This window comes from Aquihabitans sp. G128 (assembly GCF_019048865.1).
Taxonomy (GTDB): Bacteria; Actinomycetota; Acidimicrobiia; order Acidimicrobiales; family Iamiaceae; genus Aquihabitans.
Genome location: NZ_CP077604.1, coordinates 2909447 through 2924015, shown reverse-complemented (window position 1 = coordinate 2924015; position 14569 = coordinate 2909447). Strand labels below are relative to the sequence as shown.

At 71.1% G+C, this 14569-nt stretch carries 16 protein-coding genes, 1 tRNA gene and 1 pseudogene; 8 read left to right on the top strand and 10 right to left on the bottom strand.

Annotated features, from left to right (window positions below):
- The first annotated feature begins 141 nt into the window (after nt 1–141).
- Nucleotides 142–1383, top strand: a complete 1242-nt coding sequence (locus KSP35_RS14005) for an MFS transporter (RefSeq protein WP_216996411.1) — start codon at nt 142–144, stop codon at nt 1381–1383.
- A 167-nt stretch (nt 1384–1550) separates the two neighbouring features.
- On the opposite strand, the gene KSP35_RS14000 is transcribed toward KSP35_RS14005, so the two are convergent.
- The gene (locus KSP35_RS14000; RefSeq protein ID WP_216996409.1) at nt 1551–1781 is read right to left on the bottom strand and encodes a hypothetical protein; all 231 of its coding nucleotides are present in this window, start codon (nt 1779–1781) and stop codon (nt 1551–1553) included.
- A 170-nt stretch (nt 1782–1951) separates the two neighbouring features.
- Between KSP35_RS14000 and KSP35_RS13995 the strand changes: the two genes are divergently transcribed.
- From KSP35_RS13995 to KSP35_RS13975, 5 genes are all read left to right on the top strand, one after another.
- A complete protein-coding gene (locus KSP35_RS13995; protein ID WP_216996407.1) occupies nt 1952–2299 on the top strand; it encodes a hypothetical protein in 348 nt (115 codons plus the stop codon).
- Nucleotides 2300–2505: 206 nt separating this feature from the next.
- Nucleotides 2506–3279: a hypothetical protein gene (locus KSP35_RS13990; RefSeq protein WP_216996405.1), complete on the top strand. Its 774-nt coding sequence runs from the start codon at nt 2506–2508 to the stop codon at nt 3277–3279.
- 221 nt (nt 3280–3500) lie between these two features.
- On the top strand, nt 3501–4541 hold the full coding sequence (locus KSP35_RS13985; protein ID WP_216996403.1) for a peptidoglycan-binding domain-containing protein: 1041 nt from the start codon (nt 3501–3503) through the stop codon (nt 4539–4541).
- Entirely contained in the window at nt 4538–5215 is a 678-nt protein-coding gene (locus KSP35_RS13980; protein ID WP_216996402.1) for an ABC transporter ATP-binding protein, read from the top strand. The genes KSP35_RS13985 and KSP35_RS13980 overlap by 4 nt, the downstream gene beginning before the upstream one ends.
- A gap of 44 nt (nt 5216–5259) precedes the next feature.
- Nucleotides 5260–6429 (top strand): ABC transporter permease, encoded by a 1170-nt coding sequence (locus KSP35_RS13975; protein ID WP_216996400.1) that lies wholly within the window; start codon nt 5260–5262, stop codon nt 6427–6429.
- Nucleotides 6430–6584: 155 nt separating this feature from the next.
- On the opposite strand, the gene KSP35_RS13970 is transcribed toward KSP35_RS13975, so the two are convergent.
- The 5 genes from KSP35_RS13970 to KSP35_RS13950 form a co-directional block, all read right to left on the bottom strand.
- Nucleotides 6585–6657 (bottom strand) — tRNA-Glu (locus KSP35_RS13970).
- A 68-nt stretch (nt 6658–6725) separates the two neighbouring features.
- Entirely contained in the window at nt 6726–7154 is a 429-nt protein-coding gene (locus KSP35_RS13965; RefSeq protein ID WP_216996398.1) for a type II toxin-antitoxin system VapC family toxin, read from the bottom strand.
- Nucleotides 7151–7429, bottom strand: a complete 279-nt coding sequence (locus KSP35_RS13960; RefSeq protein WP_216996396.1) for a type II toxin-antitoxin system Phd/YefM family antitoxin — start codon at nt 7427–7429, stop codon at nt 7151–7153. Before KSP35_RS13960 ends, KSP35_RS13965 begins: the two co-directional genes overlap by 4 nt.
- Before the next feature lie 4 nt (nt 7430–7433).
- Nucleotides 7434–9821, bottom strand: coding sequence for a hypothetical protein (locus tag KSP35_RS13955; RefSeq protein ID WP_216996394.1), 2388 nt, complete (start codon nt 9819–9821; stop codon nt 7434–7436).
- A 114-nt stretch (nt 9822–9935) separates the two neighbouring features.
- Nucleotides 9936–10937 (bottom strand): alanine racemase, encoded by a 1002-nt coding sequence (locus KSP35_RS13950; RefSeq protein ID WP_254126768.1) that lies wholly within the window; start codon nt 10935–10937, stop codon nt 9936–9938.
- A 97-nt stretch (nt 10938–11034) separates the two neighbouring features.
- Here KSP35_RS13950 and KSP35_RS13945 point away from each other — a divergent pair, with 97 nt between their 5' ends.
- Both KSP35_RS13945 and KSP35_RS13940 read left to right on the top strand, forming a co-directional pair.
- On the top strand, nt 11035–11181 hold the full coding sequence (locus KSP35_RS13945; RefSeq protein ID WP_216996392.1) for a hypothetical protein: 147 nt from the start codon (nt 11035–11037) through the stop codon (nt 11179–11181).
- Nucleotides 11178–12812, top strand: a complete 1635-nt coding sequence (locus KSP35_RS13940; protein WP_216996390.1) for a hypothetical protein — start codon at nt 11178–11180, stop codon at nt 12810–12812. The genes KSP35_RS13945 and KSP35_RS13940 overlap by 4 nt, the downstream gene beginning before the upstream one ends.
- A gap of 75 nt (nt 12813–12887) precedes the next feature.
- Here KSP35_RS13940 and KSP35_RS13935 read toward each other — a convergent pair whose 3' ends face one another.
- The 4 genes and pseudogenes from KSP35_RS13935 to KSP35_RS25965 all read right to left on the bottom strand — a co-directional run.
- Complete coding sequence (locus KSP35_RS13935) at nt 12888–13373, bottom strand: DUF2017 family protein (protein WP_216996388.1); 486 nt, start codon at nt 13371–13373, stop codon at nt 12888–12890.
- A 2-nt stretch (nt 13374–13375) separates the two neighbouring features.
- Nucleotides 13376–13678 carry an ATP-dependent Clp protease adapter ClpS gene (gene clpS / locus KSP35_RS13930; protein WP_254126767.1) on the bottom strand — a complete coding sequence of 101 codons (303 nt, stop codon included), beginning with the start codon at nt 13676–13678 and terminating at the stop codon, nt 13376–13378.
- The gene (locus KSP35_RS24465; RefSeq protein WP_254126766.1) at nt 13626–14006 is read right to left on the bottom strand and encodes a hypothetical protein; all 381 of its coding nucleotides are present in this window, start codon (nt 14004–14006) and stop codon (nt 13626–13628) included. Before KSP35_RS24465 ends, clpS begins: the two co-directional genes overlap by 53 nt.
- A 133-nt stretch (nt 14007–14139) precedes the next feature.
- Nucleotides 14140–14547, bottom strand: a pseudogene (locus KSP35_RS25965) (heme A synthase); the annotation flags it as partial.
- Nucleotides 14548–14569: the final 22 nt, after the last annotated feature.

The following is a 14569-nucleotide window of genomic DNA, read 5'->3' as shown; positions in this document are numbered from 1 at the left end:
CGGGGGGGCTGGCTGCTGGCTGCCGGCGCCGCCTCTGCCGATCTCGTGGAGGGGTCGGCGCGTTCTGCTGGCATCCTCGTTCGGTGAGCGAACCAGGGGAGGCGACGACGGCGAAGCGGCGGGGGGGCGGCGCTCGCGCCGTTGCGGAACCGGAACTTCGCCCTGGTGTGGTCGGCGGGGCTGATCTCCAACGTCGGCACGTGGATGGAGACCGTCGCGGTGGGGGACCTGGTCGCCCACGACACCGGCCAGGCCGGCTGGACCGCCCTGGTGGCCGCCGCCGGCTTCCTGCCGATGGGCCTGCTCGGGCCCATCGGCGGCGCCGTGGCCGACCGCTTCGATCGCCGCCGCCTGGTCATCGCCATGAACGGCCTGCAGATGGTGTTCGCCGCGCTCCTCACGCTGCTGGCCGCCACCGGGCACACGTCGCCGGCCATGGTGGCCCTCGCCGTGTTCGGCGCCGGCTGCGTGGCCGGCCTGGGCTTCCCCGCCTACAGCGCCATGCTCCCGGACCTGGTGCCCGAGGAGGACCTGCTCGCCGCGGTGTCGCTCAGCCAGGCGCAGTGGAACCTCGGCCGGGTGGTGGGCCCGGCGCTGGCGGGGGTGGCCATCGCCCTCGGCTCCTACACCGCAGCCTTCGCCATCAACACCCTCTCGTTCGCCGCCATGCTCCTGGCGCTGCGCGCCCTGCGCCTCGCCGAGCGGGCGCCGTCCACCGATGAAGCCCGGCTGTGGGCCCGCATCAAGGTCGGCGCCATCGCCGCGTGGGCCGAGCCCGGCGTGCGCTCGGCCATCGTGCTCATCTCGGTGGTGGCGCTGACGGCCTCGCCGTTCATCGCCCTCATCCCGGCCATGGCCCGGGTCCGCTTCGACGGGGACTCCAGCCTCACGTCGCGGTTCGTGACCGCCCAGGGCATCGGCGCGGTGGCCGGCGCCTTCCTGCTGCCGGTGCTGGCCGCCCGGTTCGGCCGCTACCGCATGCTGCGCGCCAGCCTCGTGGCGCTGCCGGTCGCCCTGGTGCTCTACGGCGCCGCCCCCACCGCCCTGCTGGCCACCGTCGCCCTGCTCGGTGTGGGCGCCACCTACATGTTCGTGTTCTCCAGCATCGGCACCGTGGTGCAGCTGCGGGCCCCCGCCGAGCTCCGGGGCCGGGTGCTGAGCTTCTACTTCCTGGCCCTCGGCGTGCTGTATCCGGTGGGCGCCACGCTCCAGGGTCCCATCGCCGACCACCTCGGCCTCGGCCCGGTGACGGCCCTCTCGGGCATCGCCCTGTTCGCCGTGGTCGCCCTCATCGGCGTCGTCCGCCCCGCCCGCCTCGCCGCCCTCGAAGACCCCATCGAGCTCACCTCTCCCACCGCCGTCGCCGAGCCCGCCGGCTTCTGAAGCCCAGGCGCCTGGCGGGTGGGTCACCTCTTCTCCAGACCTCGGCGGAGGGCTTCTGAGGCGCTGGTGGGTCGTCGGCGAGTTGGTTTCGCTCCGAAACCCGCGAGCGCCCCCGCATCGGAGCACCCCTGATCAGGGCTCTTTCTAAACACCGTTCGGCGGCAGCATCATGGAACGGCTTCTGCGTTGAGCCTGCCGAGTTGAGGTTGTCGACGTCGGAAGCCGCTGCGGTATCGGATCTGCATCGGCCCGACGCCAGAACCGTTCGCCGGTTCGATCCACACGTCGCCCTTCACGATGAACACGAACTGGCCGAGCGCACCGTAGAAGTCGCCGCTGGTCGAGTTATAGCCTTGACAATCGGAGCCAAGCTCTCGTGAATTAGACAAATCCGACATGACTGGCGTGCCTTCCGGTGCTCGCCTAAAGTTCACGTAACGGCGAGGGGGTTCACCCCGTCTCTTTGCCAGGCCGCCATACCTACAAGGAGAAAATCATGAAGTCTGGGCAGCTTGGTTCAGTACGGAACGCCCTCGTAGCGTCGGTTCTCATGGCAGGCGTTGTTGGCGTGGCTATCGCAGCCCCGGCGAGTCCGGCCTCGGCGCTGGAGTCACGGTGCATCAGTACCTATGTCTGCCTGTTCCAGAACGGCAACTACGACGGGTACTGGGCTCGATACAGCGGTAACGATGACACGTACACCAACAACAGCTTCGATAGCTGTGCCTTCATCAACTGCGGGCTGAACGACAGTGTGTCCTCGATCGACAACGATGGCGTCACCTACGGCACCCGGCACTACGTCAACTACTACGGGGCATCGCCGAACTCGAACTTCTACATCGCTCGGGGCGGCTACAAGGCATCGCTCACGGCTACCTACGACGACGACCTGACCGCTCACCGATGGGGCTGAGGTCTGGGGCCCTTTCGACGATCGTCGCCCTGGGCCTTACAGCAGGCCTGGTTGCTTGCGGATCTAGCGCTGATGGTCAAGGCCAGTCGCTTGATGGTCCACCGAGTGACGTGGAGCTGCCTCGCGACTGGCTTTCCTCGGATGCCGGAGGGGACATTCCCCCGCTGACAGCTGTTCTGCTGCAACTAGGGGCCGACGCTACGACCTTGGAGAACGGCGCGACCGTGTTGGCTGCGGAGTGCATGGCCAAGCTCGGCTTCAACTACGAGCCAACGCTGGTGCCCGTGGAACGAGGCGCGAATCCCTTCGGGGCTGGCGACCTGGACCCGGCTCGCACCAAGACCGAGGGGTATGGCGACATCGTTGGAGGATCGGCTCTGGATCCATCAGCGAGCCCGATCCAGAAGTATGAGGACGCACTGCCACCGGCCGAGCGCTCGGAGTTCCACAAGGCCTTCATGGGGACGAAGCGTCAAGAGGTCGAGGTCGAGGGCGGCGGGTTCAGCGTGCCGAAGGATGGGTGCCTAGCCCAGGGTCGAGAGGTGATCGGCGGCGACGCATTCGTCGAGTGGTCGTCTGCCCGTGCAGCAATTGAAGAGGCAACGGGCCAGGCGACGGCAGCCTTCGAGGAGAGCGACGAGTGGACCAAGGCCGAGAAGCGCTGGTCGAGATGCATGGCGGAGGACGGCTACCACTACGCCAGCAACGGTGAAGCAATTGGCGATGCTCTTGCGAAGTTTGGCAAGGAGGGGGCCATGGGAGAAGCGCGAACAGTGTCTCAAGTCGAGGTTGACATGGCCACGACCGATGCCACTTGCCGCCGTTCAGCCAAGTTCAACGAAACGATCGTGAAGGTGCAAGGACCGTTGGAGCAGAAGGCGATGACCTCGGTTGAAGGGCCGATCCTCGCCTGGATGGATTCCCGTGACGCCGTCTTGGCAAAGGCCGAGGACGCGCTGCGGACCGGTGGAGGAGGGTGACCGGGTCGCCGAGACGGCGATGGAGATCGCGCGGCGGTCGGCTCGCTGTCGTGCTGTTGCTCATCGTCGCCGTGGCCACTGGGGCATGGTTGGCGGGGAGGAGCATCGAGTCTCCCGCTGACCGGGCTGCGGCCACCGCACCACCCAAGCCGACCGCTCTGACCGCTGCGGTGGAGCTTCGGACTTCTCAGCGAGTGAGCGTACGAATGCGGTCGTCACCCGTGGAGTCGTTCACCGTCGAGTCGGTGCCGGTCATCGAAGGCGCCACCCCAGTGGTGACGGATCTGCCGGTCAAGCCCGGCGTGGAGGTCACCGAGGGGCAGCGGCTGCTCTCGGTCACCGGTCGCCCGCTACTCGTGCTCGTTGGTGCATTGGCTGGATATCGGGACATCCGACCGCTCGATGCTGGCCCCGACGTTGCGCAACTTGAGGCTGCACTCGTACGACTCGGTCTACTCGCAGAGCCGGCCGATGACGTCTACGGCGATGCGACGAAGGCGGCAGTTCGAGAGCTGTACGCCCGGGCGGGCTCGACAGCACTCGAGGTGACGCCCGACGGGCCATCCCTGGAGGAGCTCGGTGTGGCCGTTGTCGAAGCACAGGCAGCGGTCGAAGCCGCGGCCGATGCGGGCGACGTCGTCGCGCATCGATCAGCGGTGGAGGCTCGTCGTCAGGCACGGCAGGCGCAGACCGCATTCCAGGAGAGGGCGGGGCCACTGATCCCGAAGGCCGAGGTTTCCATCGTTCCCCGCCTCCCGATGGTGGTCGAGACGATCGCTGCTCGTCTCGGTCGGCCGGTTGCTGAAGGCAAGGTCATGGTGCTCCGCTCAGCTGAGCTGGTCTTCATGGGAGCGCTCGACGCCGGCTTCGCGAGCCAGGTGAAGGCTGGACAGGTGGCGACCTTTGGCGGGCGAGGGGGTTCGACGGTTGCCGGGTTGGTCAAGAGCGTCGCGCAGGAGCCGTCGAAGGAAGGCACCTACTCGGTCACCGTGATGCCCGCAGAGGCCGTGCCCGCGGATCTGGTGAGCGTCGATGTCGTCGTACAGATCGAGGTCCTCTCGACCGAGAAACCCGTGTTGACCGTTCCGGTCGCCGCCCTCATCGCGCAGGCCGATGGCTCCACAATCGTTGTCCAGCGAGGAAGTGACAGCCGAGAGCGCAAGGTTGCCGTGACGACAGGACGCGACTTCGACGGCATGATCGAGGTCCTCGCCTCGACGGGCCGCCTGTCAGACGGTGACCAGGTGGTGATAGGGCGATGAGGGAGCCGCTGCTGCAACTCAGCGATCTCTCCGTGACCTACAGCGGCGCACATCCGGTCCATGCCATCCGCAATGTCGATCTGTCGATCGAACAAGGTGAGCACGTAGCGATCATGGGACGGTCCGGATCTGGGAAGACGTCGCTTCTCAGCGTGATCGGACTGCTCCGCACCCAGACGAGCGGCTCACTGCGGTTCAAAGGTCGGGAAGCCAACGAACTCTCCGAGCGAGCCCGGACCGGGCTGCGTGCACGGGAGATCGGCTTTGTCTTCCAGGCCTTCCACCTCCTCCCGGAACGGACGCTCGTCGAGAACGTGGCCATGGGCCTCTTCTATCGAGGTGTCCGAACTCGCGACCGTCTGAGCCTCGCCGAGGAAGCCCTCGATGCGGTCGGCTTGGCCGAGCGTGCCGAGTTCAGCCCCACTCAGCTCTCAGGTGGAGAACAACAGCGCGGGGTCATTGCGAGAGCACTCATCGGCGAACCGTCGCTGCTGCTCTGCGATGAGCCCACTGGGGACTTGGACTCCCACACTGCCGCGGAAGTGCTCAGCCTGCTCACCCGTCAGATCGCCGTCGGCACGACCGTCGTGGTCATCACCCACGATCCTCTCGTTGCCGCCGCCGCAGACCGAACTCTCAGGATCGCCGACGGCGTCCTGCAGCCCACCGGGTGAACCGACGTCGCGGGCCTCGACAGCGCCCCAAGATCCACGCGCTCATGGCCGAGGCCCTCGCTGCGGTGTTGGCCAGGCCAGGTCGTTCTGCACTCACCGCCCTTGGGACAGCACTCGGCGTTGCCACACTCGTCGCTGTCCTGGGGATCACCCAAACCGCATCAGCCCAAGTGTCCCAAGCCTTCGACGACGTCGACCTCAGGGTCGTCAGCGCGGAGAGCACGAGGAACGACGGACCTGCGATCGAGCCCTTTGGTGCCGCGGACATCGAGCGCGTGGCAAGCATCGACGGGGTGGCGAAGGTTGGCTCGCTGACCGCAGCTGCAGGTGCCAGCACCCCAGTCCGGACCAGCCTCCGTGCCGAAGAGGCCGCGGGTGACGGCGCTCAGGTCATCGGGGCCACCCCGGAGACGCTCGCTGCCGTTCATGGCCACATCGCCGAGGGACGCGCCTTTGATGGGGGCCACCTCCAACGGAAGGATCGCGTCGTGATCCTTGGGGTCGCCGCCGCCCGCCGCATGGCAACACCACCCCTGCGGCTCCAACCGACCATCTTCATCGGGGACACCCCTTTCACCGTCATCGGCATCCTCGACCGAACGGCCGGCTTCTCCGACCTGCTCAGCGCGGCAGTCATCCCTGCCACCACCCTCACCGGTCTGTGGGGTGCCGACGTCATCGCCGGTGCTCGGCTCGTCATCGAGACGAAACCGGGAGCCACCCAAGTCGTCGGCCCTCAGGTAGCTGCTGCAGCTCGCCCAACGAACCCCGAAGCTGTCCAAGTCTCGACACCGCCAGCTCCCAAGGCCCTACGTCAGGCGATTGATGGCGAACTCTCATCCCTGCTCGTGGTGTTGGCCATGGTCGCACTCGTCGTCGGGCTCGTCGGCATCGGCAACATCACCCTGGTCTCGGTCATGGAGCGGGTCCCTGAGTTCGGCCTGCGTCGCTCGCTGGGGGCCACCCGGACTCAGAGCGCTATCCAGGTACTCGCCGAGAGCTCTCTCCTCGGAACCCTTGGCGGGATCGTCGGAGGTTCAGCAGGCGTCATCGTGGTCACGACGGTTGCACTTGGCCGCCAGTGGACTCCGACCTTGGACGTGTCTGTCTTACCCACAGCGGTCATCATCGGTGGCCTGGTCGGGTTGATCGCAGGTCTCTACCCAGCAATCCGTGCATCGTCGATCGACCCCGATGAGGCCCTGCGGCGGTAGATCACGAATGATCGCGACGGAGAGCGAGCGTCCCGCTGCCACGATGACGGCCGAAGGCGGTCCAACGTGGTGAGCGCAACGTTGCGTTGGCATCGGTCGAGAAGCTGGCGGATCGGCCTGGCGTGCCTGCGGGCGAGCTACTGCCTGGGCCGGAGCACCCCCAACGGGATTCGAACCCGTGTTACCTGCGTGAAAGGCAGGCGTCCTAGGCCACTGGACGATGGGGGCCTGCCCCGTTGCCGGGACCCGGTCACGGTAGCAGCCGACCTCCGAGCGTCCCGAAGGCGAAGTGGCGATCAGGCGAGCCCGTCGAGGGGGTTGGCGACGTGGAGGCCGTGGCGGGCGGCGGCGTCGCACAGCTCGCGATCTGCGCTGCTCAGCACCTCGGCTCCCACGAGGAGCGCGGCGGCGAGGTGGACGGCGTCGGAGCCGCGCAGGGCGTCTCGCTCGGCGAGGTCCTCGGCCTGGTCGAGCACCGTGGGGGAGACCTCGACGAGGGTGAGGTCGCCCAGGAGCCCAGCCATGCCGGTCTTGGCCTGCCGGTGCTGCGCCGTGGTGAGCCGTCCGGTCCGGTGGGCCCGGGCGAGCGCCGCCCGGGCCTCGACGACGACGAGCGCCACCGAGGCCAACGTGGGCGACGCCTCCCAGACCTGCTCGGCCACGTCCGACCCCGGCTCGTCGACGAGCACCTTCAGGAGGGTCGAGGTGTCGACGTAGGTGATCACCGACGTTGCTCGGCCACCAGATCGCTCACCGGTCCGGCGGCACGGATCCGCCGCACCCGGTGGCGCACGGGGTTGACCGGCGGACGGACCAGGCCGGCATCGATGAGCGCCGCGAGGCGGTCCGTCGGGGCGTCGATCGGCGACAGGCGAGCCACCGGCCGCCCGCGATCGGTGATGACGAGGTCCTCACCCTCCCGGACGCGCTCGAGGTAGCGGCTGAGGTTGTTCTTGAGCTCGCGCACCCCGACCTCGACCTGCGATGTGGCTACATCCATGCCCTCATGGTAGCCCCATGCGCCAGATCTGCCCACGCCGAGGGGGCGTCCGGCCGGTCAGCCGCCGGCGAGGCGGGTGGTGACGGCGACGTGGGGACCGGCCTGGCCGGAGAGGGTGATCTTGCCGTCGGGGCCGATGGCGACCGCGGTCCACTTGGTGGCGACCGAGCCGGGCCAGCCGCGGTAGCCCTCGCCGTCGAAGCCCTTGTCGGGCTTGCCGTCGACCCCGAGCCGCAGGACCACGGCGGCGTCGGCGCCGTTGCGGAGTTGGGACCCGACGACCACGGCGCGCCCCCTGGGCATCGACGGCCAGGGCGACGGCGCTGAACGTGGTGCCGGCCGCTGCGGTGGGCGAGGCCGCCAGGCTGGCGGTGCCGCCGCTGCCGAACGTGGCGTCGGGTGCGCCGGCGGCGGTGAGGCGGACGGCCCTGGAGGTGGCCGGGTTCCCGAAGGGGCGGACCAGCACCACCGGTCGGTCGCCGGGGGCGATGTCGAGGTCGGTGATCGACACGGGGCCGGTGGCGATCTGGCGCGGGGTGCCGCCGTTGAAGGTGGGGTCCGGGGCGAGGGCGGTGGTGAGCCGGCTGATGCGCATCACCAGGTCGGCGTCGCCGTAGCTGCCAGAGGTGGTGACCACCACCGGTCGGCCCTTGCTGTCGAGCGCCAGCGCCTCGAGCCGGTTGGCCCGCGGCGTGCCGCTGGGCACGAGCGACGGCTCGCCGACCACGCCGCCGGCGGAGATGCGCAACAGCGTCGGGCCGCCGGACGCGACCTGGCCCGCCACCACGACGGACCCGTCGGGCGCCACCGCGAAGCGCTGGACGCCGAAGACGGGGCCGCCCCCGGCGTCGACGGTCTTGGTGCCGCCGGTGCCCCACGACGTGTCGAGCTGGCCGTTGGCCAGGAAGCGGGTCAGGGCGATCGAGTAGGTGCCGGTGGCGACGAGGAGCCTGCCGTCGGGCAGGGCCCGGAGCACCGGAGGCGGCGTCTGCGGGTCGACGGCCACCGGGGCGGTCACGCCCTGCACCCCGAAGCTGGTGGCCCGGTTGCCGTTCGGCGCGAACTTGGCCAGGACCAGCTTGGGTCCCGTGACGAGCATGGCCACCACGGCGTGGCCGTCGGCGAGCGTGATCGCGCTGGAGGGGGCGATGGCGCCGACGGTGGGCGCGTCGAGGGCCAGCGACCCGCTCGTGCCGAAGGACGTGATGACCTGGCCGGTGGCGTCGAAGCGGGTGATCCGGCCGGTGCCGTCAGGAGCGGTGGTGCCGGCCACCAGGCCGGTGCCCGAGCGGCCGAGGCTGCCGGTGGCCTGGAGGCCGAAGCCGGCCGGGGTGGCGTTGGCGGTGCGGTCGAGCCGGACCACGCCAGCGGTGCCGAACGCAGCGTCCGGTGCACCCGCCGGGGTCAGGCGGGTGAGGTTGGCGACCAGGGCGCCGGTGCCGTCGGTGGCGGCCCACGTCAGCACCGTGGCGCCGTCGGCCTGGACCCGGGTCCCGGGCGCTGCACCTTGCGGGGAACCGGCAGGGAAGGCGGCGGTCGGCGTGACCGAGCCCCCGGTGCCCCAACCGGTGTCGATGGCGCCGGCGGCGGTGAGGCGGGTGAGCGTGGCGCCGCGCTGCACGATGACCTGGCCGGCCGGTGTCGGGGCCATGGCGACCACCGGGCCGCTGCCGGGCACGCTGAAGCTCGGGCCGACCACGCCGCCATCGGACACCGTCGCCAGGACGTCGTTGGTGGCCCGGACCAGGGTCGAGGGGGTGCTGGCCAGCACGTCGGTGCCGCCCGGGTTGGCGAACGCCGGGTCCGGGCTGCCGTCGGGCAGGTAGCGCACGACGCTGCCGTTCGGGATGGCCACGAGCAACCGGCTGCTGGCGTCGACGGTGGCGGGCCACGTGGTGTTCACGTCGATCCCGGTGTTCTGGATGCGGCCGCCGTCGCCGAAGCCGGTCGCCAGGTGGCCATCGGCCTGCACGTGCCACACCCGGAGCTGCGGGAACCAGTTGATGCTGGTCGAGTGCTGCTTCACGTAGATCGTGCCGTCGGGGGCGGGCAGGATCGTGATGGCTTCGTCGGTCCCCAGGCTGCCGGGCAGGGGACCGGCGGCCTCGAAGGCGAGGTCCCAGCCCGAGGCGCCCAGCTTCCGCAGCGTGAGCTCGCGGCGCTCCGTCGTCGGCGTGGGGTACGTCGAGGTGGCCACCGCCACGTAGGTCGAGCCGTCGGGTCCGGGCGCCACCGCGAGGGCCTCGGCCTTCTGGGGCGCCGCGGGTGCGGCGGTGGTGGCGACCCCACCGGACTTCCACGCCGTGTCGTTGCTGGCCGGTGGGTTGCAGGCGGCCAGCGCCAGCGCCGCCACCCCGGCCACCAGCACGCCCGCTGCTCGCCTCGTCCGCATGTCGTCCCCTCGCGATCGACGGGGCCCATCCGCTGCGAGCCGCCGTGCTCGCCCGGCAAGGTAGCCGAACGGACGACAGCGGTGCCGGGGCTGCGAGCCGTCTGCTGCGGGGAGCTACCAGCCCCGGAGGTCCACCGGCCAGGTGTCGACGACGTCCTCGCCCTGCACCACGTGGAGCACCTCGTGGTAGGCGACGGTGGGGTCGACGTGGGCCGGGACCACGCGAACCCGGTCGCCCACCTTCGGCAGGCCGCCGTCGCCGAGCGGGAGCAGCGTCACGTGCTCGTCGGAGCAGTAGAGGACCCGGTACCCCTCGGCGGTGGGGTCGCCGTGGTCCATGCCCAGCGCCTTGAGCCCGCCGTTGGCCACCGCCCAGCCCCCGGGGCTCACCGACACCACGGTCAGCCACAGGAAGAGGGCCTGCTGGAAGGGGAGGCCCTGGCCGCCGTAGGCGGTGTCCATCAGCGCGTACGACCCGGCCTGCAGCTCGGTGATCCAGGTGTTCTCCCGGAAGGTGCCGGTGCCGCCGCCGGACACCACGTCACCGCCGACGTCGGCGTGGGCGCCGAGCAGCAGCGCCATGGCCTCCTCCACCCGGTCGGCCCGGGTCTCGCCGGGCTCCATCATCAGGTGGCCCTCGTAGCCCATGACCCCGCGCACCTCGAGGCCGAGACGTCGGGCGCGGCTGGCGAGGCGGCCGGCATCGGCGGTCGGACAGCCGCACCGGAAGCAGCCGACGTCGACGTCGACCAGGACCTCGCGGATGCCGGCGGCGGCGGCCGCGTCGACGGTGGCGTCGGAGTCGACGGCCACGGTCACCCGGGCATCGGCGGCGGCCATCGCTCGCAGCGGGCCCGGGTCGACCACCTCGTTGGCCAGCAGCAGGTCGTGGCCCAGGCCGGCGGCAGCCATGCCCAGCACCTCCTTGGGGGTGGCGGCACAGAAGCCGTGGTGGCCGGCCGCGTCGAGCCGGCGGGCCAGCGCCGTGGACTTGAACGCCTTCACGTGCGGCCGCAGCTGCGCCCCCGGTCGAGCCTCGGCCATGGTGGCCACGTTGTGGGCGAAGGCGTCGGCGTCGACCAACAGCGACGGCGTGGGCAGGTCGTGGACGTTCACCGGCCCAGGCTCCCAGGTCGCGCCGGCTGCCGGGCGGCGTCAACCGGACGGGTGGGCGGCTCGGGGCGCGCAGGGCGCGCCGGTAGGGTCCGCACCCGTGGAGCGCACGACGATCGACGGCGGGCCCTGGGCCCCGAGCCTCAAGGGCACGCACCCCGGTGCCGACGGAGGGGGCGTGCCCCGCTCCACCAGCCCGACCCGGCGTCCGATCGGCCGGACGGCCACCGCCGGGGTGGCCCGGTGACCGACCCGAGCTGGCCCAAGCCGCCCCGCGAGCCCGGCCCGTGGGGCGGTGGCCCCCCGGTCGCGCCGCCCGGCAACACGCCGTTGCCGCCCCTGCCCGGCCCGGGCGGCGTCAGCCGCACGACCGCGGCGGCCACCAACCCGTGGGCCAACGCCGAGTCCATCCCCGCCCCGCCGCCCCCGCCCCGGGCACCGTTCCCCGGGCTCGACACCGCGTCCATCCCCCGCATCGATCGCGCCCCCCGCTGGATCGTGGCCCTCGCCGCCCTGGTGGTCCTCGCCGTCGTCGCCGGCGGCGCCTATGTGGTCACCCAGGGCGGGCGGAAGTACCCGTCCGAGTGGGACGCCCGGGTGAAGCCCATCGCCGACTGGGTGGCGAAGGCCCGCAAGCTCGACTTCGACCACCCGGTCGAGGTGCAGTTCCTCTCCGAGGCCGACTACCGCGCCCGCTCCACGGGCGGGGCGAGCGCCGAGGCCGCCGCGCCCAGCGCCGAGGAGCAGGCGCAGCAGGACGACGCCGTGGCCCAGCTGCGAGCCCTGGGCCTGGTCGAGGGCAAGGTCGACCTGGGCAAGGCGAACGACACCCTCAGCGACACCGGCACGCTCGCCTTCTACGACCCGGAGGTGAAGAAGGTGTTCATCCGGGGCACCGAGATGACCCCGGCGCTGCGCGTGACCCTGGCCCACGAGCTCACCCACGTCCTGCAGGACCAGCACTTCGACCTGGAGCGCCTGGCCGACCTCCCTGAGGACGAGGCCCCGGTGCTGCGCGCGCTGGCCGAGGGCGACGCCGAGCGGATCGAGGACGAGTACGTCCAGAAGGTGCTCACCGCCAAGGAGCGCGAGGCCTACGCCAAGGACAGCGAGGCCGCCGGCAAGGCCGCCTCCGACACCATCGACAAGTCGGTGCCCCCGGTGCTCAGCGCCCTCTTCCAGGCGCCCTACATCTTCGGCCCCGAGCTGGTGGCCCACCTCGCGCTCGACGGCGGCGACCTCGACAAGGCGTTCGAGGACGTGCCCAACGAAGAGGTCCTGTTCAACCCGCTCATCTTCGGCACCCCGGCCGCCGAGTCCGACCCGCTCACCGTCGCCGCCCCGTCCGGCACCGACAAGATCGAGGACGGCCTGTTCGGCCCGACCACCTGGTACCTCATGCTGGCCTCGCGCCTCAGCCCCGCCGTGGCCCTCAAGGCCACCGACGGCCTCGGCGGCGACGGCTACGTCGTCTACCGGGAGAAGGGCACGGTGTGCGTGCAGGTGCACGCAGCCGGCGACACGCCCAAGGACGTCGAGGAGCTGGCCGCGGCGCTCGGCGACTGGGTGAAGGGCTCGCCGGCCGGCAAGGCGTCGGTGGAGACCGTCGACGGCCAGGTCCGGTTCCGCTCCTGCGACCCGGGCGACGCCGCCAAGGGCGCCGGCAAGGTCACCCCGGACCTGCTCGTGGTCCCGGTCACCCGCACCCAGGTCTACGACCAGGTCATGGACGCCGGTGGGGCCAGCTCCGAGCAGGCCACCTGCTACGCCGACGCCATCGTCACCAACCTCAGCGTCGAGCAGCTCACCAGCTCCACCTACGTGCAGAGCCCCGAGGGCGCCGCCAAGCTCCAGCAGCTGCAGCTCGGCTGCCGCTGAGCCAACGGCCTGACCGGCCTGACCGGCCTGACCGGCCTGACCGGCCTGACCGGCCGACCGGCCCGGCCGAGCGGGTCAGCCGCCCAGGGCCTTCAGCACGCTGTACTGGAGCCAGGTGGCGAAGTCGTAGATGCTCCACAAGCCGGCGTCGGGGCCCTCGGCGTCGGGGTCGTGCTCGTGGTGGTCGTCGTCGATGCCCAGCCGGGTGCCCACCACGAGGCGGAGGGCGTTGAGCGACTGGAGCCAGGCCCACAGGTCGTCCTCGCTGAGGCGGTCCTTGGCGAGGGAGCCCTGCACGGCCGCGATCGCCTGCTGCCTCGAGCTGCGCAGCTCGTCGCCGGCGAGGAGCTGGTACTCGGCGTCCTTGTCGGCGTCGTCGAGGTAGGCGGGCGGCGCCAGCCGGCGCAGGCTCGGGTCGCCGGGTCCCTCGGCCACCAGCTCGTCGAGCTCGCCGAGCAGCGCGCCGATGGTCTCCCGGAGCTCCGGGGCGAGCACCAGGTCGAACGAGCCGTCGGAGCGGCGGCGCGCGACGGGGTTCGAGCGGGAGCCGAAGAGCGCCACCGCTAGTCGTCCTGCTGCATGGTGGCCCAGAGCCCGTGCTCGTGGAGGCGGAAGACGTCGATCTCGGCCTTCTCGCGCGGCCCGGAGGAGACGACGGCCCGGCCCTTCTCGTGCACGTCGAGCATGAGGCGCTCGGCCTTGGCCTTGGAGTAGCCGAACAGCTTCCGGAACACGAGGGCGACGTACTCCATGGTGTTGATCGGGTCGTTCCAGACCAGCACGATCCACGGCAGGTCGGTGTCGAGGTCGAGGTCAGCGTCCGGGGACGAGGTCTCCGTCGGAGAGATGACCGGCGCGCTGCTCACCGTCGGAGTCTCGCGGACCGGAGGGCCCGTCGACCACCGGCGCCCGCATCTGCAGGGCCAGGTTCAGCACCGCGACCCACACGAGCGAGGCGCCGAGCACGTGGAGGGCGACGAGCAGGGGCGGGACGCCGGTGAAGTACTGCGTGTAGCCGATGGCGCCCTGGAGCACGAGCACGGTGAGCAGGCCGGTGCCGGCGCTGACGAGGGCGGTGCCGGCGTGGTGGCGGCGGAGCTGCACGAGCACCCAGATGGCGGCGGCGAGGAAGGCCATCATGGCGATCCCGTGGATGCGGGCCGCGTCGTGCACGGCGATGGGCAGCCGCTTCACCGCCCGGGCGGCCTCGAAGCTTCTCCGCTGCGGTGGCGCCGTCCTCGGCCTCGTTGTGGCCGCTGTGCGGGCCGGAGCCGGTGACCAGGGTGCCGGTGAGGATGACCACGACCGCGAAGCCCACCAGCGCCTGCCCCCACCGCAGCAGCATCGGGGTCACGGCCGGGCGGGTGGCGACGTCGTCGGGCAGCCGGGCCCGGTGCGCCAGGACCACCGCGTCGAGGACGAGCAGCATCGACACCACGAAGTGGCCCTGGACCAGCCACGGGTTGAGGTCGGTCTTGACCACCACCGCGCCCAGCGCGATCTGGGCCAGGACGCCGGCCACCAGCCCCCAGGACAGCCGCACCAGGTCGGCTCGGCGCGGGGCCCGGCGCAACGACCCGAGGACCGCGAACGCGACGGCGGCGGAGACCAGCCCGGTGATCATGCGGTTGACGAACTCGACCATGGCGTGGACGTCGCCCCGCTCGGCCACGAACCGCTGGTCGGTGCAGTTCGGCCAGTCGGTGCAGCCGAGGCCCGAGCCGGTCAGCCGCACCCCGGCGCCCGTGACCACGATG